This window comes from Herbaspirillum seropedicae (genome assembly GCF_001040945.1).
In the GTDB taxonomy this organism is placed as follows: domain Bacteria; phylum Pseudomonadota; class Gammaproteobacteria; order Burkholderiales; family Burkholderiaceae_D; genus Herbaspirillum; species Herbaspirillum seropedicae.
In genome coordinates this window covers 585,150-608,217 of record NZ_CP011930.1, presented here as the reverse complement: position 1 = coordinate 608,217, position 23,068 = coordinate 585,150, and the positions used below count along the sequence as shown (strand labels likewise).

The window sequence follows — 23,068 nt, the reverse complement described above, 5'->3', positions numbered from 1 at the left end:
CTCAACCGAGTTCCGCCAACGGCGCAGCAGCCCTGTGCTGCTGCCCCCCACCTACCCAAGGAGATTGCCATGACCACCGACGTCAACGAAAACCTGCTGGCCTGGCTCAAGGACGCCCACGCCATGGAGCAGCAGGCCGAGCAGATGCTCAAGGCCCAGGCCAGCCGTATCGATCACTATCCTGAACTCAAGGCGCGGCTGGAATCCCACCTGCAGGAAACCCTGGGCCAGCAAGAACTGGTGGAAGGCTGCATCAAGCGCCTCAACGGCAGCGCCTCGATGATGAAGGACCTGGCCGGCCGCATGACCGCCTTTGCCCAGGCCGCTGGCGGCATGACCCAGCACGACGAAGTGGTCAAGGGCGCCATCGCTGGCTACGTCTTCGAGAACCTGGAGATTGCCTGCTACACCTCGCTCATCGCTGCTGCCCGCGAAGCCGGTGACACCGAGACCGAACAGGTCTGTACGCAGATCCTGGAACAGGAAAAGGCCATGAGCAGCTGGATGCTCAACAACCTGCCCACGGTCACACGCGACTTCCTGATCCGTTCGGCCACGCCCGGCCAGAAGGCCAAGGTATGAACGCGCTCGGCGAGGCGGGCCAGGAGCAAGGCCGGCGCAACGAGGCAGCCGCCACGGTGGCGGCCTTTCCCTTTCCGTCGCTGGCGCGGGCCGAAAAGGCCTATGCCGCCCTGCGCGAACGTGGCTTTCCGGCGGACCGGCTGGAGCTGCGGGTGATGGATGATGAAGCGGGCCCGTCCAGCGGCAACTTCATCCTGGAGTACAAGGAAACCGATGTGCATCAGGACAGCAGCTGGATGGACATGGCCGGCAGCCGTGACGATCCCAACGTGGGAGCGGGCCGGCAAGAGGTGTTCTGGTCCTGCGAAGCCCTGCTGCTGGTCACCAGCGACGATCCCCACATCCACAATGCCTTGCAGGAAATCTATCGCGCCAACGGCATGGACTTCGATGCCGCACGGCGCCGGCCACGCTGACTTCAGCCTGCCTGCACGCGGGCGGCCCGCTGCGCCAGCCAGGGCGCGACATCGTCGGCGGCCATGGGGCGGGCGTACAGGTAGCCCTGTCCATACATCGCGCCCAGCTCGCGCAGCACGGCCAGATGCTGCGGCGTCTCCAGGCCTTCCACCACACACGCCAGGTCCATGTCCAGCGTCAGCGCCAGCAGGGACTTGACGATCTTCAGGCTCACCGCATCCTGCCCGATGTCTGCCACGAAACTCTTGTCGATCTTGATGCGGGTCAGCGGTAACGCATGCAGGTGGCTCAGGCTGGCATAGCCGGTGCCGAAATCATCGAGGGTGATGCCGCAGCCGAGCTGGCGCAGCGAGTGGATGAGCTGGCGGGTCTTTTCCAGGTCCTGCAGCAGGGCGGTCTCGGTGATCTCCAGATCCAGTCGTGAAGGACAGAATCCGGATTCCCTGATGAGCTTGATGATTTCGGCCATCCCCTCGCTGCTGTTGATGTCATTGGCCGAGAGGTTGAAGGACAGGCGGATCTGCGCCGGCCAGCTGGCAGCGGCGGCCAGCGCCTTCCTGAGCAGGATCACGCTCAACTGGTTGATGATGCCCATGCGCTCGGCCGCCGGAATGAACTCGACCGGGGAGACAGCGCCCTTGACCGTGCTGTGCCAGCGCGCCAGGGCTTCGAAGGCGATCACCTGGCCATCGTCCAGACGCACGATGGGCTGGAAGAAGACCGACAGTTCCCGCTCGAAATCGGCCAGCCGCAAGGCCTGTTCGATGTTGGACTTGCGCCGGATCTGGGCCTTGTCGTGTTCCGAGAAGAGCGTGACCGTGCCGCGCCGTTCACGCTTGCCCTGGTAGAGCGCGTAGTCGGCATGCTCGTAGAGCGTGGCGGCATCGGCGGCCATGTCGGGGAAGGTGGCCACGCCCACCGAGGCGGCAATCTGCACCACGGCCTTGTCCAGCACAAAGGCCCGGCGCAGGGTGTGGCAGAGCTGCTGGCCGATCTCCTGCAGGGCCGCATCGCTCAGGTCGCGGTCGATGATGAGCGCGAACTCGTCACCGCCCAGCCGCGCCAGGTGCAGCGCCGGGTCGCGGCACGCGGTCAGCAGGCGCTGGCCAACCTGCTCCAGCAGACGGTCGCCGTGGCTGTGACCGTACAGATCGTTGACCGCCTTGAAGCCATCGAGGTCGAGGATGGCCACGGCGAAGCGCTGCTGCGCACCGTGGGCGCGCGCGCAGATTTCGTTGAGCTGGGCAAAGAACTTGCGGCGATTGGGGATCTGGGTGAGCGAATCCACATTGGCCAGTTGCAGGTTCTCATCGCTGAGCACGGCGGTCCTGAGCTGGGCTTCGACCAGGCGGGTGAAGTCCTCGTAATGGCTGTTGACGATGACCAGCATGCCGATGGTGACCAGCACCACATTGAGCGCAGCCGCCACGAAGACCGGGATGTGCGTGGACAGGAAGAAGACCGTGAAGATGCCATTGACGATCAGGGCCCCGGTCAGCGCCGCCGAGCGCAGGTACATCAGGCAGAAGATGCAGCAGATGACCGTGATGCCCATGTAGAAGGCCACATGCGCCTGGGCATAGGCGTTGCCATAGGGGAAGAGCATGATCGACCAGAGCGAGAAGCTCAGCGCGATCGGCGCCACCAGCAGGTTGGTCCGGCGCAGCGCCTGGGCCGCCGCGACAGGCGTGGGAACCAGGTGGCGGTTGCGCCACCAGAACAGCAGGCGCACCGAACACAGCACGCTGAGCACAGCCGGGAAATACAGCCCCAGCCAGAGCGGAGCCAGGTCGAGATAGGTGTAGGCCAAGGCCCAGCTGTTGATGATGAGGATGAGATACATCATCGGCATCTTGGTCGAGAACGCCTGGTATTGCGCGATCACCAGCTGCGGCCGCTCGTGGTCGACACGCCAGTAGTTACGCAAACTGCTCATCCATGAGGAAAGACGCATCTGAGGGAGTTTCTGCCGGAAAGGCGTCGCCAGGCGACGGGGCTGGGTCGGTAGACCAAAGGTCAACATTATAACGTCCGACAGAGCCGGCCCAACTCAGGAAAACCCTGATGGCAAGCGGATTTCCGACGGGCAATCTCACCTGATGAGCCATTTCCCGGTCAAGCATTCCTGTTGCGCAGGATGCAATTAGGCAGGTTGTCCTACAGCATCCTCACGCAACCTCATCTAAAATCGGCGTAACCAAAAATCAAGGTGCGCCATGTCGACCGCCCTCTCCCCTGACCGCCTGCCGGCGCTTCCGCCCGAGGCGTTTTTCGCGTTGGACCCGCAGTGGCGTTTCGTCTTCCTCGACAGCCCCGCACAGGCGCTGTTGAACCCGCATGGCCAGGACCTGCTGGGCCGTCCTATCTGGCAGGCCTGCCCCGAGCTGCTGGGCAGCCCGCTGGAAGAGTGCCTGCGGGCCGTGCAGGCCGACCAGCGCAGTCGTGACGCCGTGCTGATCCATCCGCATCACCAGCCCGGACCGGCCTACGCGGTCTCCTGCTATGCCGGCGCGCACGGCCTGTCGGTGAAGCTGCGCGCCATCGCGGCGCAGCCGGCGGCCGAGCATGGCCTGCAGCAGACGCGCCTGCGCCATGAAGCGGTGGCCGAGCTGGCCCGCCTGACCGACGAATCCGAGCGGCGGCGGCGCTTCTACGAAACCTTCTTCGCCACCACACCCGACCTGGCCTACGCCTGGGACCTGGAGCATCGCTTCACCTATGCCAACCGGGTGCTGTTGCAGATGTGGGGCAAGACCTGGGACGAGGCCATCGGCAAGACTTGCCTGGAACTGGGCTATGAACCCTGGCATGCGGAAATGCACAGCCGCGAAATCGAACAGGTGCGCGCCACCAAACGCCCGGTGCGCGGCGACGTGCCCTTCAATGGCACGTTCGGACGGCGCATCTATGACTACATCATCTTCCCCGTCCTGGGACCGGATGGCGAAGTCGAAGCGGTCGCCGGCACCACCCGCGACGTGACCGACCGCAAGCACAGCGAAGCGCGCCAGCATGCGCTGCTGCACCTGGCCGACGCGATCCGCGCCACCGATTCGCCGCAAGACATCGCCAGCGCGGCTGCCCACATCATCGGCGAAGCGCTGACCGCGCGCTGGGTCAGTTTCCACACTCTTGGGCCGCAACGGCAGTGCCAGGACCTGGGCCAGTGGCGTTTCCATCGCGATGACGATGCCGAGCGCGGGCTGCAGGCGCATGCCCGGCGGCCGCTGCAGCGCGTGCTGGAGCAGGGCCATCCCATGCTGGTGGCCGATGTGTCCAGCGACGCCCGCACTGTCGCGCTGGCCGACGAGCAGCGCGCGCTGGGCGTGGTGTCCTTCATGGATGTGCCGGTGCTGGCGCAGGACCAGCCGGTGGCGCTGGTGCAGGTGAGCAGCGATGCGCCGCGCGTCTGGACCGAGAACGAACTGGCCATCGTGCGCGAAGTCAGCGAACGCGCCTGCGCCGCCTTCGAACGCATCCGCAACCAGCGCGCCCTGGCCGAGAGCGAAGCGCGGCTGCGCGCCATCAATGAATCGCTGGAAGCCGAAGTGAGCGCCCGCACGCGCGAGCTGATGGCCACTGAAGAAGCGCTGCGTCACTCCCAGAAGATCGAAGCCATCGGCCAGCTCACCGGCGGCCTGGCGCATGACTTCAACAATCTGCTGGGCGGCATCAGCGGCAGCCTGGACCTCATGCGCGTGCGTCTGGTGCAGGGACGCGGCGAGGAACTGCTGCGCTACGTCGAACTGGCCGCTCGCAGCACCCAGCGCGCCGCCTCGCTCACGCAGCGGTTGCTGGCCTTTGCGCGCCGCCAGACGCTGGCGCCCAAGCCGACCCGGGTCAATGCGCTCATCAGCGGCATGGAAGAGCTGATCCGCCGCACCATCGGCCCTGCCATCGTGCTGGAAGTGGTGGGCGCGGGGGGCCTCTGGCCGACCTTCGTGGATGGCCCGCAACTGGAGAGCGCGCTGCTGAACCTGTGCATCAACGCCCGCGACGCCATGCCCGGCGGTGGACGGCTGACCATCGAGACCGCCAACAAATGGCTGGATGACAGATGGGCGCACGAGCGCGACCTGCCTCCCGGCCAATATGTCTGCATCTCGGTCACCGACAGCGGCGTGGGCATGCCGCCCGATGTGCTGGCGCGCGCCTTCGATCCCTTCTTCACCACCAAGCCCATCGGCGCCGGCACCGGGCTGGGGCTGTCGATGGTGTATGGTTTTGCGCGGCAGTCGGGCGGCCAGGTGCGGCTGTATTCGGAGGTGGGACAAGGCACCACGGTATCGATCTATCTGCCGCGCCACCAGCACGATGGCGACGAACAGGACGAGGCCGACGCGCTCGATGAAACGGCTGCGGGCGACGGCAACGGCGAGGTGGTGCTGGTGGTCGATGACGAGGCCTCCATCCGCATGCTGGTGGCGGAGATCCTCAGTGACGCCGGCTATGACGTGCTGCAGGCCGAGGATGGGCCGGGTGCGCTGCGCATCCTGCAATCAAAGCAGCGTATCGATCTGCTCATCACCGACGTGGGCCTGCCGGGCGGCCTCAATGGGCGCCAGGTGGCCGACGCCGGACGCGCCGCGCGACCGGATCTGCACGTGCTCTTCATTACCGGTTACGCCGAAAACGCCGCCTTCGACAACGGCCATCTGGAGCGGGGCATGCAACTGATGACCAAGCCCTTCAAGATGGAAGCACTGGCGCGCCGGGTGCAGAGCATACTGGAAAGCCGGGTCGCGCCGAACTGAGCGGCGCAGGAGAACATACCGCGCCGCGCCTCAGGCCAAGGGCGCCTGAGCATCCAGGGCCGCGCCCAGCCGCCATGACACTGCCTGCGCCGCGCTGCGCAGACGCTGCGCCACCGCGCCCTGCAACGCGGTATCGTAGCTGCCGCTGCTGCCCATGACCGCCATCACCAGCGCCAGTTGCCCGGCGTGATTGAACACCGGCGCGGCCAGGGTATTGATGCCTGGCACCGGATGTCCCAGCGCCTGGTCCATGCCCTGCGCCCGGATCTTGGCCAGCTGGGCAGCGTAAGCGGCATGCAGGCTGCCATCGGCATGGCAGACCGATTCCAGCGCGGCCCCTTCCATCCGGATCCCATCCAGCGCCAGCGCGCCGGGCAAGCCATCTGCCGGCGCACAGGCCGCGCACACGCGGCCAATGGCCGTATGCACCATCGACAGCACGGTGCCGATGCGCAGGCTCACGTGCTGCGGCCGCGAGGATTCTTCCAGCCGGACCACGGTCGGCCCCAAGGGACCGGCCACCGCCAGCGCCACCGACAAACCCGTCTCCTGCGCCAATGCCGCCACTTCGGCCTCGGCTTCACGCAGCGGCGACAGCCGTTGCAAGGCGGCCAGCCCCAGTTCCAGGCCGAGCGCGCCGGGCAGGAAATTGCCCTGCGCATCCCGCATGAGCAGGCCGATCTTCTGCAGGCTCACCAGATGCGGAAAGGCCTTGGCCGCCGGCATGCCGGCCAGCCGCGCGAGGTCGCCCAGCGCCAGCGGACGGCCCGCCGCCAGCAGGGCGTCGAGCAATTGACCGGTGTTGTCCAGTGACTGGATGCCGCGCTGGCCGCGAGCATCGCTATCGGCTGGGGCGTCGTCAGGGGGCAGGTGTTTCATGCGGTTTCCTCGTTCAACTGGCTGCTGATGCTGGCGATGCAGGCGCGCAGCTCGCGTGCGACCGCGCCGCGCCAGCCCGTGTCGATGCTGCCGCTGGGACCGATGACGGTGAGCAGCAGCGACAGCACCTGATCCTGGTCCAGCAAGGGCATGCACAGGCTGGACACGCCCGGACTGGGTGCATCGATGGCGCGCTCCAGGCCGCGCTGGCGGATCGCCTCCAGCTCGGCCTGGAACTGGCGGATGCGCGCGCGGCTGGCCTCCGGATGCTGGCGCTCCCAGGCGGGGAGCCACTGCTGGGGTGGCTGGAAGGCGCAGCAGGTGCGGCCGGTGGCGGTATCGGCCAGGGCCATGACGCTGCCCACGTGCAGGTTCAGGTGCAAGGATTTGCCGGCATGGGCGTAGTGGACGATGGTCGGCCCTTCCGGCGTCGGCAGCGAGACCGCCACGCTGCACCCCGTGGCCGCGCTCAGGTGCTGCGCCTGCGCAATGGCCAGACGATAGGCCGGCTGTTGCGACAGTCGCGCCACACCCAGGCGCAGCGCCAACGGACCGGCCTCATAGTGGCCCTCGGCCGGCGTGCGCTTGATCAAGCCCAGCCGCAACAGGCTCACCAGATAGGTATGGGCTTGCGCCGAGGTCAGACCAGCGGCGGCGGCCAGCGCCACCAGCGGCATGGGCTGGCGTGCCGCCGCCAGCGCCTGCAGCAGGCGGCCGGCCACTTCCACGCTCTGGATTCCTCGTTGTGTCTTGGCAGGCGGCTGGGGCATCGGCAATTTCCGGTCGTGATCGAAAAGGGATAGAAGCGAACGTCGAAGGCTGGATTCTAATCCACCGCGCCGCTCCCTGATTCCCTCTCTGCGGGCTCGGACGCTGCTCCGGCAATTCTCATTGCCTGGAACGCCATTAACCAGCAGCAAGCGTATTTGATATTGACTAATGCAAATCCGCTCACTAAGATGTGTTCACCCGGCCACACCGGGTCACCCAAAAACACACCAGAACCACCCAGACGTGGACGGAGACCAGCCCCCAAGGCGCCAGCCATTGCCTGCGCTCGTCCCCGCTCCAGCCCGCAACCCGATAGAGAGAGGCAGCCATGGCCAAGGCCTTTGCATCCCAGGCAGATCTCGAAGCCAAGAAGATCAGCTTCGTCCAACTTTCCGACAACGCCTACGCCTACACGGCAGAGGGCGATCCCAATTCCGGCGTCATCATCGGCGACGACAGCGTGATGGTGATCGACACCACCGCCACGCCGGCCATGGCCCAGGACCTCATCGCGCGCATCCGCGCCATCACCGACAAGCCCATCAAGTACGTGGTGTTGTCGCACTATCACGCAGTGCGCGTGCTGGGGGCCTCGGCCTATCTGCAGGAAGGCGGCGAGCAGGTCATCGCCAGCCGCGGCACCTACGAAATGATCGTCGAGCGCGGCGAGGCCGACATGAAGTCCGAGATCGAGCGCTTCCCGCGCCTGTTCGCCGGCGTCGAGACCGTGCCCGGCCTGACCTGGCCGACCATGGTGTTCGAGAAGGAGATGACGATCTTCATGGGCAATCTGGAAGTGAAGATCGCCCATCTCGGCGCAGGCCACACCAAGGGCGATACGGTGGTGTGGATTCCCAGCCAGAAGGTGCTGTTCTCCGGCGACCTGGTCGAATACGACGCCGCCTGCTACTGCGGCGACGCCCAGCTCGAACAATGGCCGGCCACCCTGGATGCGCTCTCGGACCTGCAGGCCGACGCCCTGGTGCCGGGACGCGGCCCGGCCCTGGTGGGTCGCGAACAGGTCGAGCAAGGCATTGCCTACACCCGCGATTTCGTCTCCACGCTGCTGCGCGCCGGCAAGGACGCCGTGGCCGCCAAGATGAGCCTGAAGGAAGCCATGGCGCATACGCGCAGCCTGATGGACCCCAAGTTCGGTCAGGTCTTCATCTACGAGCATTGCCTGCCCTTCGACGTGACCCGCGCCTTTGACGAAGCCTCCGGCATCAGTCACCCGCGCATCTGGACCGCCGAGCGCGACAAGGAAATGTGGAAGGCGCTGCAGGCCTGATGGCAGCAGGAAAGCGAGGAGACCCAGAATGAACCAGAACCCAGCCATCGATTACCAGCAGCAGCGCTTTGCCTGGACACCCTGCGCCGAACAGCAGTCGCCCGGCCATGCGCCGGTGCATCCGGTGGTCATCATCGGCGCCGGCCCGGTCGGCCTGGCCTGCGCCATCGACCTTGCGCGGCAAGGCATCGCAGTGGTGCTGGTGGACGATGACGACACCCTCTCCACCGGCTCACGGGCGATCTGCTTTGCCAAGCGCACCCTGGACATCTTCGACCGCATCGGCTGCGGCCAGCGCATGGTGGACAAGGGCGTGGGCTGGAATCGCGGCAAGGTGTTCCTGCGCGACCAGGCGGTGTACGAGTTCGACCTGCTGCCCGAGAGCGGCCATGCGCGTCCGGCCTTCATCAACCTGCAGCAATACTATGTCGAGGGCTATCTGCTGGAGCAGGCGCAGCAGTGGCCCCACATCGAGATCCGCTGGAAGAACAAGGTCAGCGCCATCGCCCACCATGAGGACCACGAAGCGCTCACCGTCGACACCCCGCAGGGCAGCTACACGCTCAAGGCGCGCTACGTGGTGGCCGCCGACGGTTCGCGCAGCCCGCTGCGCAAGATGATGGGACTGGAAAGCCAGGGCCACACCTTCCGCGACCGCTTCCTCATCGCCGACGTGAAGATGGACGCCCCCTTCCCGGCCGAGCGCTGGTTCTGGTTCGATCCGCCTTTCCATCCGCAGCAATCGGTGCTGCTGCACCGCCAGCCCGACGACGTCTGGCGCATCGACTTCCAGCTTGGCTGGGACGCCGATCCGGTGCTGGAAAAGACCCCCGAGCGCGTCATCCCGCGGGTGCGCGCATTGCTGGGCGAGGAGGTGTCCTTCTCGCTGGAATGGGTCAGCGTCTATACCTTCTCGTGCGTGCGCATGGAGCGCTTCCGCCACGGCCGGGTGCTGTTCGTGGGCGATGCCGCGCATTGCGTCTCACCCTTCGGCGCGCGTGGGGCCAACAGCGGCATCCAGGACGCCGAGAACCTGGCCTGGAAACTGGCCCATGTGCTGCAAGGCAAGGCTCCCGACAGCCTGCTGGACAGCTATGCCAGCGAGCGCGAATATGCCGCCGACGAGAACCTGCTCAATTCCACCCGCTCCACCGATTTCATCACACCCAAGAGCGCGGTCAGCCGCGCCTTCCGCGACGCCGTCCTGGGCCTGGCGCGCGAGCATGCCTTCGCCCGCCGCTTGGTCAACAGCGGCCGGCTGTCGCTGCCGGCCACGCTGGACCAGTCACCGCTGAACACGCCGGACCAGGCCGCCGCGCCAGAGGCTGTAGCCTTCACCGGCCCGATGCGGCCCGGCGCCCCCTGCTGCGATGCGCCCCTGCTGCAGGCAGGCCAGCCGGCCTGGCTGTTGCCGCAACTGGGTGACCGCTTCGTGCTGATGATCTTTGCCGCACCGGCCCAGTTGCCCGCCGCCACGCGGCAAGCACTGGCGGCGCTGGCCCAGCCTGACGCACTGAGGCTGCTCTTCATCAGTGCGCAGGCCGCCACGCAAGAGGATGAACGGGTGCTGCAGACGCTCGCTGGCCAAGCCATCCAGGTGCAGGACATCGACACGCTGGCGGCCCAGCGCTACGACGCCCACCCGGGCAGTTGCTACCTGATCCGCCCCGACCAGCATGTCAGCGCCCGCTGGCGTAGCGCCGACGCGGCAGCCGTCGCGCAGGCGCTGCTGCGCGCCACCGGACACGCCACCCACACCACCAACACAACCAATGCCGCACAGGCGCTGGCCGCATAGGCATAGGCAAACGCAAGACCGACCAACAACATCAACACTGGAGACCTGCATGAACCTCAACACCGCCCCCAACCTGAGCCGCCCGGACGACTTCTATGAAGCCCTCATCGAGATGCATCGCGGACTGGACGATGAAGCCAGCCAGGCCGTCAATGCGCGCCTGATCCTGCTGCTGTGCAATCACATCGGCGGCCACGACGTGCTGCTCGACGCCATGCGCAGCGCCCGCGCCGGCGTCGCCGCGCCCCTGGCGGAAGCGGCCTGAGCGCGCAGTCGCTGACGACATGCCCGGCCGGGAACCGGGCTGTCACCGCAGCACGATGCCTGCACGATTCCTACAACGATATCCAGAAGAGCGCCCCAGGCGCCGACACAACGGAGACAACCATGATGACCCCATCCTCGGGCGGCGCGACGCTGTCCACCACCCCCAGCCTTGCCAGCCAGGCCGAAGACGCGATCTACCGCAAGGTCTGGCTGCGCATCATCCCCTTCCTCTTCATCTGCTATGTGGTCTCCTTCCTGGACCGCATCAACATCGGCTTTGCGCAACTGCAGATGAAGCAGGACCTGGGCTTCAGCGACGCCATGTATGGCCTGGGCGCAGCGATCTTCTATGTCGGTTACGTACTCTTTGAAGTGCCCAGCAACATGGCGCTGGCGCGCTTCGGCGCGCGCCGCACCTTCTCGCGCATCATGGTGCTGTGGGGACTGGCCTCGGTGGGCATGATGGCGGTGACCGATGCGGCCCACTTCTATACGCTGCGCTTCCTGCTGGGGGTGTTCGAGGCCGGCTTCTTCCCCGGCATCGTGCTCTATCTCAGCTACTGGTTCCCGGCCCGCCGCCGTGCGGCGGTGATGGCCATCTTCTTTGCCGGCGTGGCCGTGGCGGGGGTGCTGGGGGGACTGGTCTCAGGCTGGATCATGCGTGACATGGCCGGCGTGATGGGGCTGTACGGCTGGCAATGGATGTTTGCCATCGAAGGCGCGCCGGCGGTGGTGCTGGGCCTGCTGGCGATCTTCCTGCTGGCCGACGGGCCGGCCCAGGCCAAGTGGCTCAGCCCGGAAGAACGCAGCTTCCTGCAGGCCCGTCACCAACAGGAAGCGCTGCGCACCCACCATGTCAGCGGCCATTCGCTGGCCGCGCTCAGGCAGGCGCTGTCGCATCGCACCACCTACCTGTTCGCCTTCATCTACTTCGCCCTGACCTGCGGCTCGCTGACGCTGAACTTCTGGATGCCGCTGATGATCCGCGACTTTGGTATCAAGGACGTGGTCGAGGTTTCGCTCTATAGCGTCATTCCCAATGCCATCGGTGCAGTCGGCCTGATCCTGATCGCGCGCCGTTCCGACCGCCGCAATGAGCGTCACGGCCACTTCGCCGTCTGCACCACCGGCGGCGCACTGGCGCTGGCGGCGCTGACGCTGCATCCCTCCAGCTTTGCGGTCTCGCTGGGCCTGCTGTCGGTGGCGGCGGTGCTGATCTTCGCGGCCCTGCCCATCTTCTGGTCGCTGCCGCCGGGCCTGTTGCCCGCGCAGACCATCGCCCCGGGCATCGCCTTCATTTCCAGCGTGGGCATTACCAGCGGCATCGTCAGCCCCTGGCTGATCGGGCTGGTCAAGACACGGACCGGCAACATGGATATCGCGCTCTATATCCTGGCGGGCTTGTTGTTGCTCAGTGGATTGGCGATGTGGAGCCTGATTCCGAGGAAGGCCGCGACGGCTGCCACCGCCTAGAACCTCACTGAGACGGCCATCCGGCCCGATCAGCACACCTCATCTACACCGGCGCCCGGGCTTGCTGCCCCGGCGCCGGTTGTCATTGGAACGCATTTCATCAATAGGCATGAGATGCGTTCCAGTGTCGATACTTGGCATTTGTGCGACAGCCGACGGGCTGGTCAAGAAACTGTCAGAATTTGTTGTTACAGTTGCGCCGCCAGTCCTCGGGGACGCCTGGTCCGACCGATCAGGCCAGACCGGCCCGCAACCACCTGAACACTCCTTGCCCAGCCACCACCGCCATCCCGCCTTGCCGCCATGAAAATGAAGACCACCTCGCCGCAGCTGACGGCCTATGAAGAAGTCAAGCCTGGCTTCGGCTGGATCGATGCGCTGGTGCTGGCGGTGCTGTTCGGCCTGCTGTGGAGCGCCCTGCACTTCGGTAAGGGCATGCTGGTCCACTTCGACCCGTCCGACCAGCTGGAGGTGGACAGCTCGCCGGCCATGATCCCCTATTACGCCGGGCGCACACTGCTGCGCATGTGGATCGCGTTCGCGTTTTCGTTATTCTTCGCCATCGGCACCGGCTACCTGGCCGCCAAGAGCCGCCGTGCGCGCGCCCTCATCCTGCCGGCCCTCGATATCCTGCAATCGGTGCCGGTGCTGGGTTTCCTCTCGGCCACCGTGGCCGGCTTCATGGCGCTGTTCCCGGGTAGCTTGATGGGCGTGGAATGCGCGGCCATCTTCGCCATCTTCACTGGCCAGGTGTGGAACATGGCCTTCGGCTTCTATCACTCCATGGTCACCATCCCGACCGACATGCAGGAAGCCGCCACCACCTATCGCCTCACGGCCTGGCAGCGCTTCCGCACCGTGGAACTGCCGGCCTCGGCGCACAGCCTGATCTGGAATTCGATGATGTCCTTCGGCGGCGGCTGGTTCTTCGTGGCGCAGAGCGAGGCCATCAGCGTCATGAACAAGGACCTGAAGCTGCCCGGCCTGGGTTCCTACATGGCCCAGGCCATCGACCAGGGCGACCATACGGCGGCGCTGTGGGCGGTCATCGCCATGCTGGCGCTGATCCTGGTGAGCGACCAGCTGGTCTGGCGTCCTCTCCTGGCCTGGGCCGACAAGTTCAAGATCGAGCTGACCGAATCGAGCTCGCCGCCGACCTCCTGGGTCTATGACCTGCTGCGCGGCTCCTACGTCTTCACCTGGCTCGATGAGAAATGCTGGCAGCCGCTGGGCGATTGGCTGGCGCGCCACCGTCCGGGCACCTCGGCCGCACCGACACCGGCCCGCATCACCCGCGAACGCTGGACCAAGCGCGTGCTGACGGGCCTGATCTGCGGCCTGCTGATCTTCGAAGCGCTGCGCGGGCTGGTGGCGGCCATCGATGCACTGCATGGCGCGATGAGCTGGAGCCTGTTCGGCCACATCGTCTGGCTGGGTTTCCTGACCATGCTGCGGGTGCTGGCCATGACGGTGATTGCCACCCTCATCTGGACCCCGGTAGGCGTGTGGATCGGCTCCAAGCCGCACATCGCCCGCTTCGCCCAGCCGCTGGCGCAGATCGGCGCGTCCTTCCCGGTCAACATGACCTTCCCGCTGGTGGTGGGCTGGTTCGTGGCCGCCAACGTGAGCATGAACTGGGGCAGCATCCTGTTGATCGCCATGGGCACGCAGTGGTACATCCTCTTCAACGTGATTGCCGGGGCCATGGCCATTCCCAATGACCTGAAGGAAGCCGCCCGCATGTATGGCCTGTCGCGCTGGAACCTGTGGAAGACCCTGATCCTGCCGGCCATCTTCCCGTTCTGGGTGACCGGTGCGTGTACCGCCGCCGGCGGCGCCTGGAATGCTTCCATCGTGGCTGAACTGGCCAGCTGGGGCGATGTCTCGCTCAAGGCCGATGGCCTGGGCGCCTATATCTCGGCGGTCACCAAGTCCGGTGATACGCCTCTCATCATCGCCAGCATCGGCGTGATGTCCATGTTCGTCGTGCTGATGAACAAGTTTGTCTGGCGTCGCCTGTATGCCTTCGCCGAACGCCGTTTCCGTCTCGATTGACCTTGAGCCACGCCATGACCATGACTTCTCCGCAACAACGTCCCGCCGTCGCTGAACTGTGCGCCGTCAGCAAATCCTATAACACCGCCGGCGGCCACGAGCTCAAGGTGCTGGACAACATCGACCTGGCCGTCCACGAAGGTGAACTGCTGGCCCTCTTGGGTCAGTCCGGCTCGGGCAAGTCGACCATCCTGCGCTGCCTGACCGGCCTGGTGGAACCCAGCTCGGGCCACACCATGGCCGCGGGCAAACCGCTGTATGGCGTCAATCGCGATGCCTCGGTGGTGTTCCAGACCTTCGCGCTCTATCCCTGGCTGACGGTGGAACAGAATGTGGCCGTGGGCCTGATGTCGCACAATCCGACCCGCGAAGAACGCGATGCGGCGGTGGACCGCGCCATCGAACTGATCGGCCTGGGCAACTACCACAGCGCCTATCCGCGTGAACTCTCGGGGGGCATGCGCCAGCGCGTGGGCATTGCGCGCGCGCTGGTGTCCAAGCCCAAGCTCCTGTGCCTGGACGAAGCCTTCAGCGCCCTGGACGTGCTGACCGCAGAGAACCTGCGCCAGGAACTGATCAGCCTGTGGCGTGCGCCCGACAGCGGCCTGACCTCGATCTTCATGGTCACCCACAACATCGAGGAAGCGGTGGAAATGGCCACGCGCATCGTCGTGGTGTTTCCGCGTCCGGGCCGCCTGGGCCTGGTGCTGGACAATCCCCTGCCCTATCCGCGCGATACCAAGAGCCCGGAATTCCAGCGCCTGGTCAATATCATCCACGAAGCCATCACCACCCTCACCCTGCCCGACCTGCCGCCGGAAGTGCATGTGCCGGGCGAGCCGATCTCGCGCGGACGCAAGCGCATGGAGTCGATCCCGCTGATCCCGGTGGGCCAGATCCTGGGCCTGATGAGCCTGTTGCACGACGAGCCGGAACTGAACAACATCTACGACATCTCCGACGAGATCGGCAAGGAATTCGGCGAGACCATCGCCACCGTGAAGGCGGCGGAAATCCTGGAACTGGTGGATACGCCCAAGCAAGAGGTCTACCTGACCGACCTGGGCCGCCGCTTCGTGGCCGCCGACCGCCTGGGCCAGCGCGCCATCTTTGCCGAGCAGGTCTACAAGCTGCGCATCTTCCACATCATCCTGGCCTTGCTGGGCGAGGCCGAGGAAATCGAGGCCGAGCGTGTGTTGAAGGACATCGGCAGCGCCCTGCCCTACGACAATCCCGAAAAGACCTTCGAGACCATGATCGCCTGGGGGCGCTATGCCGGCCTGATGGATTACAACGCCAAGACCGGCATGGTCTTCGTGCCCAAGGACGAGGATGACGAAGACGGCGCTTCCAGCTGATCCGACCTGAGCGGAACTGTGCGGATCCGGCCTGACCGGATCGGCACAGCGAAGAACACGCTCCTCAATGCAGTGCCGGCATCCCCGGCATCCCCGGTGTGCGCGTCAGCGCCGCCTGTTCCAGCGGCGCGGCCAGTGATCGGTCCTGGCGGATCTTGAACACCGAGACCACCTTCAGCAAGCCGCTGGCCTGTTGCGACAGCGACTGCGCAGCGGCGCTGGCCTCTTCCACCAGGGCGGCGTTCTGCTGGGTCACCTGGTCCATCTGCACCATGGCCGTATTGATCTGCTCGATGCCGCTGCCCTGTTCCTGGGTGGCGGTGGCAATGTTATTCATGATCTCGCCGAATCGTTGCACCGAGGCCACGATCTGGGCCATCTGCTGGCCGGCGTCGCTGACCAGCTGCGAACCGGCTCCGACGTGCGACATCGATTCGCCGATCAGCTCCTTGATCTCCTTGGCCGCCACCGCACTGCGCTGGGCCAGCGAACGCACTTCCGACGCCACCACCGCAAAGCCGCGTCCCTGCTCGCCGGCGCGCGCGGCTTCCACCGCCGCATTCAACGCCAGGATATTGGTCTGGAAGGCGATGCCTTCGATGACGCTGATGATGTCGGACATCTTGCTGCTGCTGGCGGTGATGCGGTCCATGGTCTGCACCACGCGGTCGAAGGCCTGGCTGCCCGCCGCGGCGGTCTCGGTGGCGCCGCCCGACAGGCGCAGCGCCTCGCTGGCGTGTTGGGTGTTCTGGCGCACGGTGGTGGTCAGCTCTTCCATGCTGGCGGCGGTCTCTTCCAGAGAGGCAGCCTGCTCTTCGGTGCGCTGCGACAGGTCGAAGTTGCCCTGGGCGATCTGGCCGCTGGCCACCGAGATGGTCTCGGCGGCGGACTTGATGCCGTGCGCGATCACATTCAACTGGTAACGCATCTGTTCGATCGAGGCCATCAGGCTGGAGCTGTCGCCCTCGCGCACGCGCACCGTGGCGGTCAGGTCGCCGCTGGCGATGTCACGCGCGACGGCTTGCGCCTCGGAGGGTTCGGCGCCGAGCTGGCGCAGGATGCTGCGGGCAATCAGCGCCGAGGCCGCCACACCGACCAGCAGCGCGGCCAGCGCTGCGGCCACTGTCACCATGCGCAGCCAGGCATAGGTGTTGCGCGCGCTCGTGGCGGCTTCATCGTTGAGCTGGTCCTCGAACTCCGCCAGCTCAGTGAGCGACTTGATCCAGGCCTGCTGCTTGGGGCGCACCTGGGTGATGAGCATCTTGCCCGCCTCGGCCGCCTTGTTTTCCAGGCCTAGCTGCACGGCCTTGGCCATCAGCGGCAAGGTCGCCGCCTCATCGTTCTTGATCTGCACCAGCAACTGCCGCTCGCGCTCGGTGGTGGCAGCTTCGGTGGTGAACATCTTGTCCAATGCGGCATACGCATCGGCATACAATTTTTCCTGGCGCGCCAGGGTCTGCGATTCCACCTGCATGTCGGCCTGCTCATCGAGCAAGGCAATGTTGCGGATAGCCAATGCGCGCTGACTCAGCGCATTGCGCAAGGCAGTGACCAGCTTGATCTCGGCATTGTTGACGTCGGTGATGTCGGTGAGCGCATCATTGACGCGCGCCATACCATATAAACCCAGTGCGGAAATGCTCAGCAGAAATACCAGGATGAGGCCAAAGCCCAATGCCAGCCTGGTGACGACTTTCAGATTGCCCATAGTGTGTCCCCTATACGATATCCTCCGGCCGACTCAAGGATGAGGCCGGAGAGAAGTTTGACGGTGCTTGCCGGGAGACGGACTGCAGAACCTCTGCTTGAGACTGGCGTCGGGGGAGGTTTGCGTTGTGATGGTTATTGTTGCAAATGTGGCAGAAAGAACGCCGACAAGCAGGAGCCAGTCTATGCTCCTGCCGGTTACGCCAAAGCGAGGATTAGCGATGCTTTACGGGTTCTATAAAATCTAGATTTTACGTACATTTCAGTTTTGTCCATACATTCGGCGGCGCTGACGTTTTCTGCACCATCGCCCGCAAAAGCTCATCAGGCGGGCGATTCAGCCTTGCGACGCAGACGGCTGGCGCTCACTGCCGTCGCCAGCGCGGTGGCCGCTGCCGCAAGCCACAGTGCGATACGGATCGCCTCGCCATCCTGGACGGGATTCATCTGCAACTCGCCCTGCGCCACGGCGGCGGCAGTCCGCACGGCCAGGATCACGCCCAGCAGCGCCGCCCCCAGGCATTGCCCGAAGGTACGCATGATGGCCAGCACCCCCGAGGCATTGCCGCTGCGCTCGCGCGACACATTGCCGAGCATCTCGCGGTTGTTGGGACTCTGGAAGAATCCGAAACCCATGCCGCAGACCAGCGCACGCCAGCCGATATCCCAAGGCTGGGCCTGATCGGGCAGCAAGGCCAGCAGCACCAGCCCCAGCGCAAAGAGCGCCAGCCCCAGGCTGGACAACAGCGCCGGCGAATGACGGTCGGCCAGCCGGCCAGCATGGGGCGCGACCAGCACGATGCCCAGCGGCCAGGGCGTGAACAAGGCCGCCGATTCGAAGGCCGTATAGCCATAGGCGTTCTGGAACAGGAAAGGCAGGGCCACGAAGGCAATGCCCTGCCCCACGAAGGAAGCCAGTGAGGTCAGCGCGGCCAGCGAGAAGCGTGGGTTGGCGAAGATGTCCAGCGGCAACAATGGATCAGCGGCACGACGCTGGCCGCGCACAAAGGCCAGGCCCGCCAGCAGCGCCGTGACAGCATAGGCGGCGGCGGTGAAGGCGGCCCCACTGCCCTGGCCGGGTTCGGCGAAACGCGCGCAGGTATCGGCGGCCATGATCAGCGCCCCCATCGCGAGCGCCGACCAGAGTGCGCCGGCCAGGTCGAAGGCGGCCTGGGCCGGCTTGCGCGTATCGGGCACGGCGTTCCAGGCCAGCCACACCGCCAAGACGCCCAGCGGCACATTGATGGCGAAGATCCATTCCCAGCCCAGCATGGCCAGCAAGGTGCCGCCCAGCACCGGCCCCACTGCCGTGCTGGCGGCCACCAGCACGGCATTCAGACCCAGGATGCGGCCCAGCAGACGATTGGGGAAGATGGTGCGATGGATCGCCGGCGCAATGCTGAGCATGGCCGCGCCGCCCAGCCCCTGCAGGATGCGCATGAGTATCAGCAAGGTCACCGAGCCCGACAGCGCACAGCCCAGCGAGGCCAGCGTGAACACCGCCAGCCCGGCGCTGAACTGGGCGCGAAAACCGATGCGCGAGGACAGCGCCGCAAAGGCCGCCAGGGTCATGGCCGTGGCCAGCAGATAGGCATTGGACACCCAGATCGACACGGCTGCCGAGGTCTGCAGGGCCTGGCTGATCTGGGGCAGCGCCACATTGATGATGGTGCCGTCGAAGACGGCCATGGTGGTGGCGGTCATGACGGCCAGCATGGCGCGGCGGCGTTGCTTGCCGGGCAAGCCTTCATCGTTGGGGTGGTCGGAGAACAGTTCCATGGCGGGGATCGGCAAAAAGCGGGACAGGCCTTCACTATAGCCATCCGGCAGACAAGGCGGAAGACGCATGGCTTGCAATGGATCATTGCATGCGACGCCATGTCTGGCGCGATCGTGCTAGCATCCCCGTCATGACTGGAACCGACCTGAACCTGCTCATCGCCCTCGATGCCCTCATCGCCGAAGCCAGCGTGGCCGGCGCAGCGCGTCGGCTCGGCCTGAGCGCCTCGGCCATGAGCCGCACCCTCACGCGGCTGCGCGAAGCCACCGGCGACCCGCTGCTGGTGCGCGCCGGACGCCAGATGGTGCTCACCCCCTGCGCCGAAGCGCTGCGCGAACGCGTGCGCAATGTGGTCCACGAAGCGCGTTCGGTGCTGCGCCCGTCGGTGCCGGAGCTGGACCTGAGCCGGCTGGAGCGCGACTTCAGCATCCGCGCCAACGATGGTTTCATCGAAGCCCTGGGCGCCCAGTTGATCGAGGCCGTGACCGCAGAGGCGCCACTGGTGCGGCTGCGCTTCGTGCCCAAGGTGGAGCGCGGGCCAGTGCCGCTGCGCGAGGGTAGCGCCGACCTGGAGATTGGCGTGGCCAGCGAGATGGGGCCGGAGGTGCGCCTGCAGACGCTGTTCCGCGATCGCTTCGTGGGAGCGGTGCGCACCGGCCATCCGCTGGCAGCGCTGCGCCGGGTCAGCGCCGAACGCTACTGCGCCTTTGATCACGTGAGCGCCTCGCCACGCGGCGTGGCCGCAGGTCCGCTGCACGAGGCGCTGGCCGCGCGCGGGCTGGTGCGCAGGGTGGTGGCGGTGGTGCCGAGCTTTCCCGGTGCGCTGGCGGTGGTGCGCACCTCGGACCTGGTGACGATGGTGCCGGGCTCCTTCCTCACCCGCGCCGGTGCAGAGCGCAAGGACGGCAGCGCCGCTGGCATCCATGTGTTCGAACTGCCGCTGCCGCTGGAGCCCATCATCGTGTCGCTGATGTGGCATCCACGGGTGGAACTGGACCCGGCGCATCGTTGGCTGCGCGACAAAGTACGCGCCGTCTGCGCACCGCTGGCGCACCGCCGGCCCGGCAAACCCTAACTTTTCGTATCAGGAAACGCCCATGCAACTGCAAGCCATCCATCACGTCGCCCTGATCTGTTCAGACTATGCCGCCTCGCGCGCCTTCTACGTCGACCTGCTGGGCCTGCGCGTCGTGGCCGAACATTACCGCGAGGCGCGCCAGTCCTGGAAGCTGGACCTGGCCCTGCCCTCCGGCGGGCAACTGGAACTGTTCTCCTTTCCCGCGCCCCCAGCGCGGCCTTCGCGGCCCGAGGCCTGCGGCCTGCGCCATCTCTGCTTTGCCGTGGAAAACGTGGCCGCCGCCAAGGCCTGGCTGGAATCACAGGGCGTGGCGGTGGAAGAGATCCGCGTCGATGAATACACGGAGAAGCGCTTCACCTTCTTCGCCGATCCCGATGGCTTGCCGCTGGAGCTGTATGAACAGCCGGCAGCGTGATGGTGCAGAAAAGGTCAGCGTAGAAGGTCCACCTGAACAAGGCCGCGTGAGAAGCTCACGCGCCCTCGATTTCTCCCTCCAGCCTGGAACGCCGCGCCAGCAACGGGGAAGAGCCCACCACAGGCTCTGCGCCGAGACCAGCGCGGCGCGATCACATCAGAAGTCCACCTGTGCCGATAACACCAGCGTGCGACCTGCGCCGTAGCCGGCATAGCCGTTCTGCATGATCCAGTAATGCTTGTCGAACAGGTTTTCCAGGTTGGCGCGATAGGTGATGGTCTGGCCGCCCAACCGGCTGGTGTAGCGCGCGCCCAGGTCCATGCGGGTCCAGCCTGGCACCTTGACGGTATTGGCGTCGCTGTACCAGCTCGCGCCGGTGTTGATGATGCGCGTATTGAGCGCCAGGCCCTGGAGCCACGGCGTGTCCCAGTCTGCCCCGAGGTTGAAGTTGTGCTTGGGCACGGCGCCGATCTCCTTGCCGTCATTGGTTCCACCCACGGTATGCGACTGGCGCGTCTCGAAGAAGGTGCCGCTGGCCATGAGACGCAGGCCGCGCTGCGCTTCGCCATAGGCTGACAGCTCCAGCCCGCGCACGCGCGCGCGGCCATCCTGGGTGGCGAAGGTCTGCGAACCGACCACGGCCGTGGAGCTGTTGGCGCGTTCGATCTGGAACACCGCGGCGGTGGTGGTGACGCGTCCCCAGTCGAGCTTCACGCCGCTTTCATACTGCTTGGTCTTGTAGGGTGCAAAGGCCTGGCCGGCATTGGCGTACTGGGCGCCGGCAAAGCCGCCCGCCGACAGGCCGGCGGTGTAGTTGGCATACAGCGAGAGGTTTTCCAGCGGCTTGACCACCACGCCCAGCACCGGCGAATAGCCGATCTTGTTGCTGCTGGAGCGGGTGCTGAAGCTGTTGCTGTAGACCTGCTGGCGGCGCAGGCCGCCGGTGAGCAGCAGGCGACCATCGGCGATGGACAGGGTATCGGTCAGCGCCAGGCCGCTCAGGCGCGTCTGGCTCTGCGGCAGGGGTTCGCCACGGGCGGCGGTGACCGGGGCCAGCGGAGCGGGTTGGTACAGGTTGGACGCCACGCCGGTGGCGTTGACGAAGTAGAAGTAGCTGGTCTGCTGGTCCAGCGTATTGGCCGCCATGCTCAGGGTATGCTGCACCGGCCCGGTGGCAAAGCGCGCGCGCAGGCCGACATCGGCCGAGGTGCTGACGACCTTCTGGTCGTAGTAGCCATTGCGCACCGAGGTCGCGCCATCCAGGCCGGTGATGGTGGCGCTGGGGAAGCTCTGCGCCGTCGCGCCTTCGTGGTAGCCGATCGCGCCATAGGCAGTCAATTGCTCGGTGAGATCGTATTCCAGCCGGGTTGCCACGACCTTGTCGTCGATCTGCAAGGTATTGCCGGGATAGAGATTGCTGTCGCCCGCCGGGGCCGATGGCATGCTGGTGGTGCCGATACTGAACTGCGGCCGGAAGTTGCGGGTGTCTTCGTGCTGGGTGTAGGCGTCCAGGGTCCAGCGCAGCTTGCGCCCGGTATAGTCCAGCGCCAGCGAACCCATGCTCTGCTGCTGACGGTTGTCGGCCACGCTGGTGCGGCCATCGGCATAGAGCGCATTGACGCGGATGCCCCATTCCTTGTCCTGGCCGAAACGCCGGCCGATGTCGCCCTGCAGGCCCAGCTGGGCGCTGCCCACATAGGTCGCGGTGAGGCTGGAAACCGGTTCCTCGCCAGCGCGCTTGCTGACCAGGTTGATCGCGCCGCCCACGCCGCCGGCCGGACCCATGCCATACATCAGGGTGCCGGGTCCCTTGAGCACTTCCACCCGCTCCAGCATGGCGGTGGACATACGGCTCAGCGAGACCAGTCCATAGAGGCCATTGAAGCCGGTGTCATTGACCGACACCGGCAGGCCACGGATCTGGTAGCTGTCGCCGAAGCCGCCATCGCCGTTGGTGTTGCGCACCGAGGCTTCGCTGGTGATGACATCGCCCACGGTGCGGGCTTGCAGGTTCTTGATGCCTTCGACGGTGTAGTTCAGGGTCGAGAAGGGAGTATCGAGCACGTCCTGCGTACCCAGTACGCCCAGGCCGCCGCCACGCGCCACCTGGCCACCGGCATAGGCTGCGGGCAGGCCGGTATCACTGCGGCCGGTGACGGTCACGGTGGGCAGGCTGGCGTCCTGGGCCGTGCCGCTGTCCTGGGCGAACGCGGCCGGCGCCGCCAGCAATGTGCCCAGGACCAGCAGGCGCGCGGCTTGCGCGACGGCGGTGGGACGGGTGCAAAGAGGGGAAGAAAACTCGCTGGACTGCCAGTGGCGCTGTGCCTGCCGCATGGTGCTTACCTTTCGGATCGATGAATGATGGACAAGATGGGGATACGCTTCCGGATGCAAAAAAGAAGCGTTCTCATCTGCCTTGACCCTCGACTTCCGAAAACGGATCAGC

17 protein-coding genes are annotated in these 23,068 nt (G+C 65.9%); 11 read left to right on the top strand and 6 right to left on the bottom strand.

The features are described 5' to 3' along the window. Positions 1–69: 69 nt before the first annotated feature. Positions 70–582, top strand: coding sequence for a ferritin-like domain-containing protein (locus ACP92_RS02740; RefSeq protein WP_013232586.1), 513 nt, complete (start codon positions 70–72; stop codon positions 580–582). Further along, the gene (locus tag ACP92_RS02735) at positions 579–998 is read left to right on the top strand and encodes a hypothetical protein (RefSeq protein WP_048348490.1); all 420 of its coding nucleotides are present in this window, start codon (positions 579–581) and stop codon (positions 996–998) included. The genes ACP92_RS02740 and ACP92_RS02735 overlap by 4 nt, the downstream gene beginning before the upstream one ends. 2 nt (positions 999–1,000) lie before the next feature. Here the strand turns inward: ACP92_RS02735 and ACP92_RS02730 are convergent, their stop codons facing one another. After that, complete coding sequence (locus tag ACP92_RS02730) at positions 1,001–2,953, bottom strand: putative bifunctional diguanylate cyclase/phosphodiesterase (RefSeq protein ID WP_013232585.1); 1,953 nt, start codon at positions 2,951–2,953, stop codon at positions 1,001–1,003. A 262-nt stretch (positions 2,954–3,215) separates the two neighbouring features. On the opposite strand from ACP92_RS02730, the gene ACP92_RS02725 reads away from it, so the two are divergent. After that, positions 3,216–5,753: an ATP-binding protein gene (locus tag ACP92_RS02725; protein ID WP_013232584.1), complete on the top strand. Its 2,538-nt coding sequence runs from the start codon at positions 3,216–3,218 to the stop codon at positions 5,751–5,753. 30 nt (positions 5,754–5,783) lie between these two features. Here the strand turns inward: ACP92_RS02725 and ACP92_RS02720 are convergent, their stop codons facing one another. Both ACP92_RS02720 and ACP92_RS02715 read right to left on the bottom strand, forming a co-directional pair. Then, positions 5,784–6,632, bottom strand: a complete 849-nt coding sequence (locus ACP92_RS02720; RefSeq protein ID WP_013232583.1) for an IclR family transcriptional regulator — start codon at positions 6,630–6,632, stop codon at positions 5,784–5,786. Then, positions 6,629–7,402: an IclR family transcriptional regulator gene (locus ACP92_RS02715; protein ID WP_013232582.1), complete on the bottom strand. Its 774-nt coding sequence runs from the start codon at positions 7,400–7,402 to the stop codon at positions 6,629–6,631. The genes ACP92_RS02720 and ACP92_RS02715 overlap by 4 nt, the downstream gene beginning before the upstream one ends. Positions 7,403–7,731: 329 nt before the next feature. Here ACP92_RS02715 and ACP92_RS02710 point away from each other — a divergent pair, with 329 nt between their 5' ends. The 6 genes from ACP92_RS02710 to ACP92_RS02685 all read left to right on the top strand — a co-directional run bounded on the left by ACP92_RS02710 (position 7,732) and on the right by ACP92_RS02685 (position 15,642). After that, positions 7,732–8,691, top strand: a complete 960-nt coding sequence (locus ACP92_RS02710) for an MBL fold metallo-hydrolase (RefSeq protein WP_013232581.1) — start codon at positions 7,732–7,734, stop codon at positions 8,689–8,691. A 28-nt stretch (positions 8,692–8,719) separates the two neighbouring features. After that, positions 8,720–10,489, top strand: a complete 1,770-nt coding sequence (locus ACP92_RS02705) for an FAD-dependent oxidoreductase (RefSeq protein WP_013232580.1) — start codon at positions 8,720–8,722, stop codon at positions 10,487–10,489. A 49-nt stretch (positions 10,490–10,538) separates the two neighbouring features. Next, positions 10,539–10,754 (top strand): DUF2783 domain-containing protein, encoded by a 216-nt coding sequence (locus ACP92_RS02700; protein ID WP_013232579.1) that lies wholly within the window; start codon positions 10,539–10,541, stop codon positions 10,752–10,754. A gap of 122 nt (positions 10,755–10,876) precedes the next feature. Beyond that, entirely contained in the window at positions 10,877–12,229 is a 1,353-nt protein-coding gene (locus ACP92_RS02695) for an MFS transporter (RefSeq protein WP_041310078.1), read from the top strand. A gap of 309 nt (positions 12,230–12,538) precedes the next feature. Beyond that, positions 12,539–14,284: an ABC transporter permease gene (locus ACP92_RS02690; protein WP_013232577.1), complete on the top strand. Its 1,746-nt coding sequence runs from the start codon at positions 12,539–12,541 to the stop codon at positions 14,282–14,284. Positions 14,285–14,298: 14 nt separating this feature from the next. Next, on the top strand, positions 14,299–15,642 hold the full coding sequence (locus ACP92_RS02685) for an ABC transporter ATP-binding protein (protein WP_013232576.1): 1,344 nt from the start codon (positions 14,299–14,301) through the stop codon (positions 15,640–15,642). Positions 15,643–15,706: 64 nt separating this feature from the next. On the opposite strand, the gene ACP92_RS02680 is transcribed toward ACP92_RS02685, so the two are convergent. Together ACP92_RS02680 and ACP92_RS02675 are read right to left on the bottom strand one after the other, a co-directional pair. Then, a complete protein-coding gene (locus ACP92_RS02680; protein ID WP_013232575.1) occupies positions 15,707–17,350 on the bottom strand; it encodes a methyl-accepting chemotaxis protein in 1,644 nt (547 codons plus the stop codon). 323 nt (positions 17,351–17,673) lie between these two features. Then, the gene (locus ACP92_RS02675; protein WP_041310075.1) at positions 17,674–19,128 is read right to left on the bottom strand and encodes an MFS transporter; all 1,455 of its coding nucleotides are present in this window, start codon (positions 19,126–19,128) and stop codon (positions 17,674–17,676) included. A gap of 131 nt (positions 19,129–19,259) precedes the next feature. Between ACP92_RS02675 and ACP92_RS02670 the strand changes: the two genes are divergently transcribed. Both ACP92_RS02670 and gloA2 read left to right on the top strand, forming a co-directional pair. After that, complete coding sequence (locus ACP92_RS02670) at positions 19,260–20,204, top strand: LysR family transcriptional regulator (protein ID WP_041310072.1); 945 nt, start codon at positions 19,260–19,262, stop codon at positions 20,202–20,204. 22 nt (positions 20,205–20,226) lie between these two features. Continuing rightward, entirely contained in the window at positions 20,227–20,622 is a 396-nt protein-coding gene (gene gloA2 / locus ACP92_RS02665; RefSeq protein WP_013232572.1) for an SMU1112c/YaeR family gloxylase I-like metalloprotein, read from the top strand. 156 nt (positions 20,623–20,778) lie between these two features. Here gloA2 and ACP92_RS02660 read toward each other — a convergent pair whose 3' ends face one another. Beyond that, positions 20,779–22,956 (bottom strand): TonB-dependent receptor, encoded by a 2,178-nt coding sequence (locus ACP92_RS02660; protein WP_013232571.1) that lies wholly within the window; start codon positions 22,954–22,956, stop codon positions 20,779–20,781. Positions 22,957–23,068: the final 112 nt, after the last annotated feature.

Excerpts from the sequence above, each read along its gene's own strand:
- ACP92_RS02705 (WP_013232580.1), top strand. The coding sequence starts at position 8,720 with ATGAACCAGAACCCAGCCATCGATTACCAGCAGCAGCGCTTTGCCTGG.
- gloA2 (WP_013232572.1), top strand. The coding sequence starts at position 20,227 with ATGCAACTGCAAGCCATCCATCACGTCGCCCTGATCTGTTCAGACTAT.
- ACP92_RS02710 (WP_013232581.1), top strand. The coding sequence starts at position 7,732 with ATGGCCAAGGCCTTTGCATCCCAGGCAGATCTCGAAGCCAAGAAGATC.
- ACP92_RS02690 (WP_013232577.1), top strand. The coding sequence starts at position 12,539 with ATGAAGACCACCTCGCCGCAGCTGACGGCCTATGAAGAAGTCAAGCCT.
- ACP92_RS02660 (WP_013232571.1), bottom strand. The coding sequence starts at position 22,956 with ATGCGGCAGGCACAGCGCCACTGGCAGTCCAGCGAGTTTTCTTCCCCT.
- ACP92_RS02700 (WP_013232579.1), top strand. The coding sequence starts at position 10,539 with ATGAACCTCAACACCGCCCCCAACCTGAGCCGCCCGGACGACTTCTAT.
- ACP92_RS02725 (WP_013232584.1), top strand. The coding sequence starts at position 3,216 with ATGTCGACCGCCCTCTCCCCTGACCGCCTGCCGGCGCTTCCGCCCGAG.
- ACP92_RS02730 (WP_013232585.1), bottom strand. The coding sequence starts at position 2,953 with ATGCGTCTTTCCTCATGGATGAGCAGTTTGCGTAACTACTGGCGTGTC.
- ACP92_RS02720 (WP_013232583.1), bottom strand. The coding sequence starts at position 6,632 with ATGAAACACCTGCCCCCTGACGACGCCCCAGCCGATAGCGATGCTCGC.
- ACP92_RS02675 (WP_041310075.1), bottom strand. The coding sequence starts at position 19,128 with ATGGAACTGTTCTCCGACCACCCCAACGATGAAGGCTTGCCCGGCAAG.
- ACP92_RS02695 (WP_041310078.1), top strand. The coding sequence starts at position 10,877 with ATGATGACCCCATCCTCGGGCGGCGCGACGCTGTCCACCACCCCCAGC.
- ACP92_RS02735 (WP_048348490.1), top strand. The coding sequence starts at position 579 with ATGAACGCGCTCGGCGAGGCGGGCCAGGAGCAAGGCCGGCGCAACGAG.
- ACP92_RS02670 (WP_041310072.1), top strand. The coding sequence starts at position 19,260 with ATGACTGGAACCGACCTGAACCTGCTCATCGCCCTCGATGCCCTCATC.
- ACP92_RS02685 (WP_013232576.1), top strand. The coding sequence starts at position 14,299 with ATGACCATGACTTCTCCGCAACAACGTCCCGCCGTCGCTGAACTGTGC.
- ACP92_RS02740 (WP_013232586.1), top strand. The coding sequence starts at position 70 with ATGACCACCGACGTCAACGAAAACCTGCTGGCCTGGCTCAAGGACGCC.
- ACP92_RS02715 (WP_013232582.1), bottom strand. The coding sequence starts at position 7,402 with ATGCCCCAGCCGCCTGCCAAGACACAACGAGGAATCCAGAGCGTGGAA.
- ACP92_RS02680 (WP_013232575.1), bottom strand. The coding sequence starts at position 17,350 with ATGGGCAATCTGAAAGTCGTCACCAGGCTGGCATTGGGCTTTGGCCTC.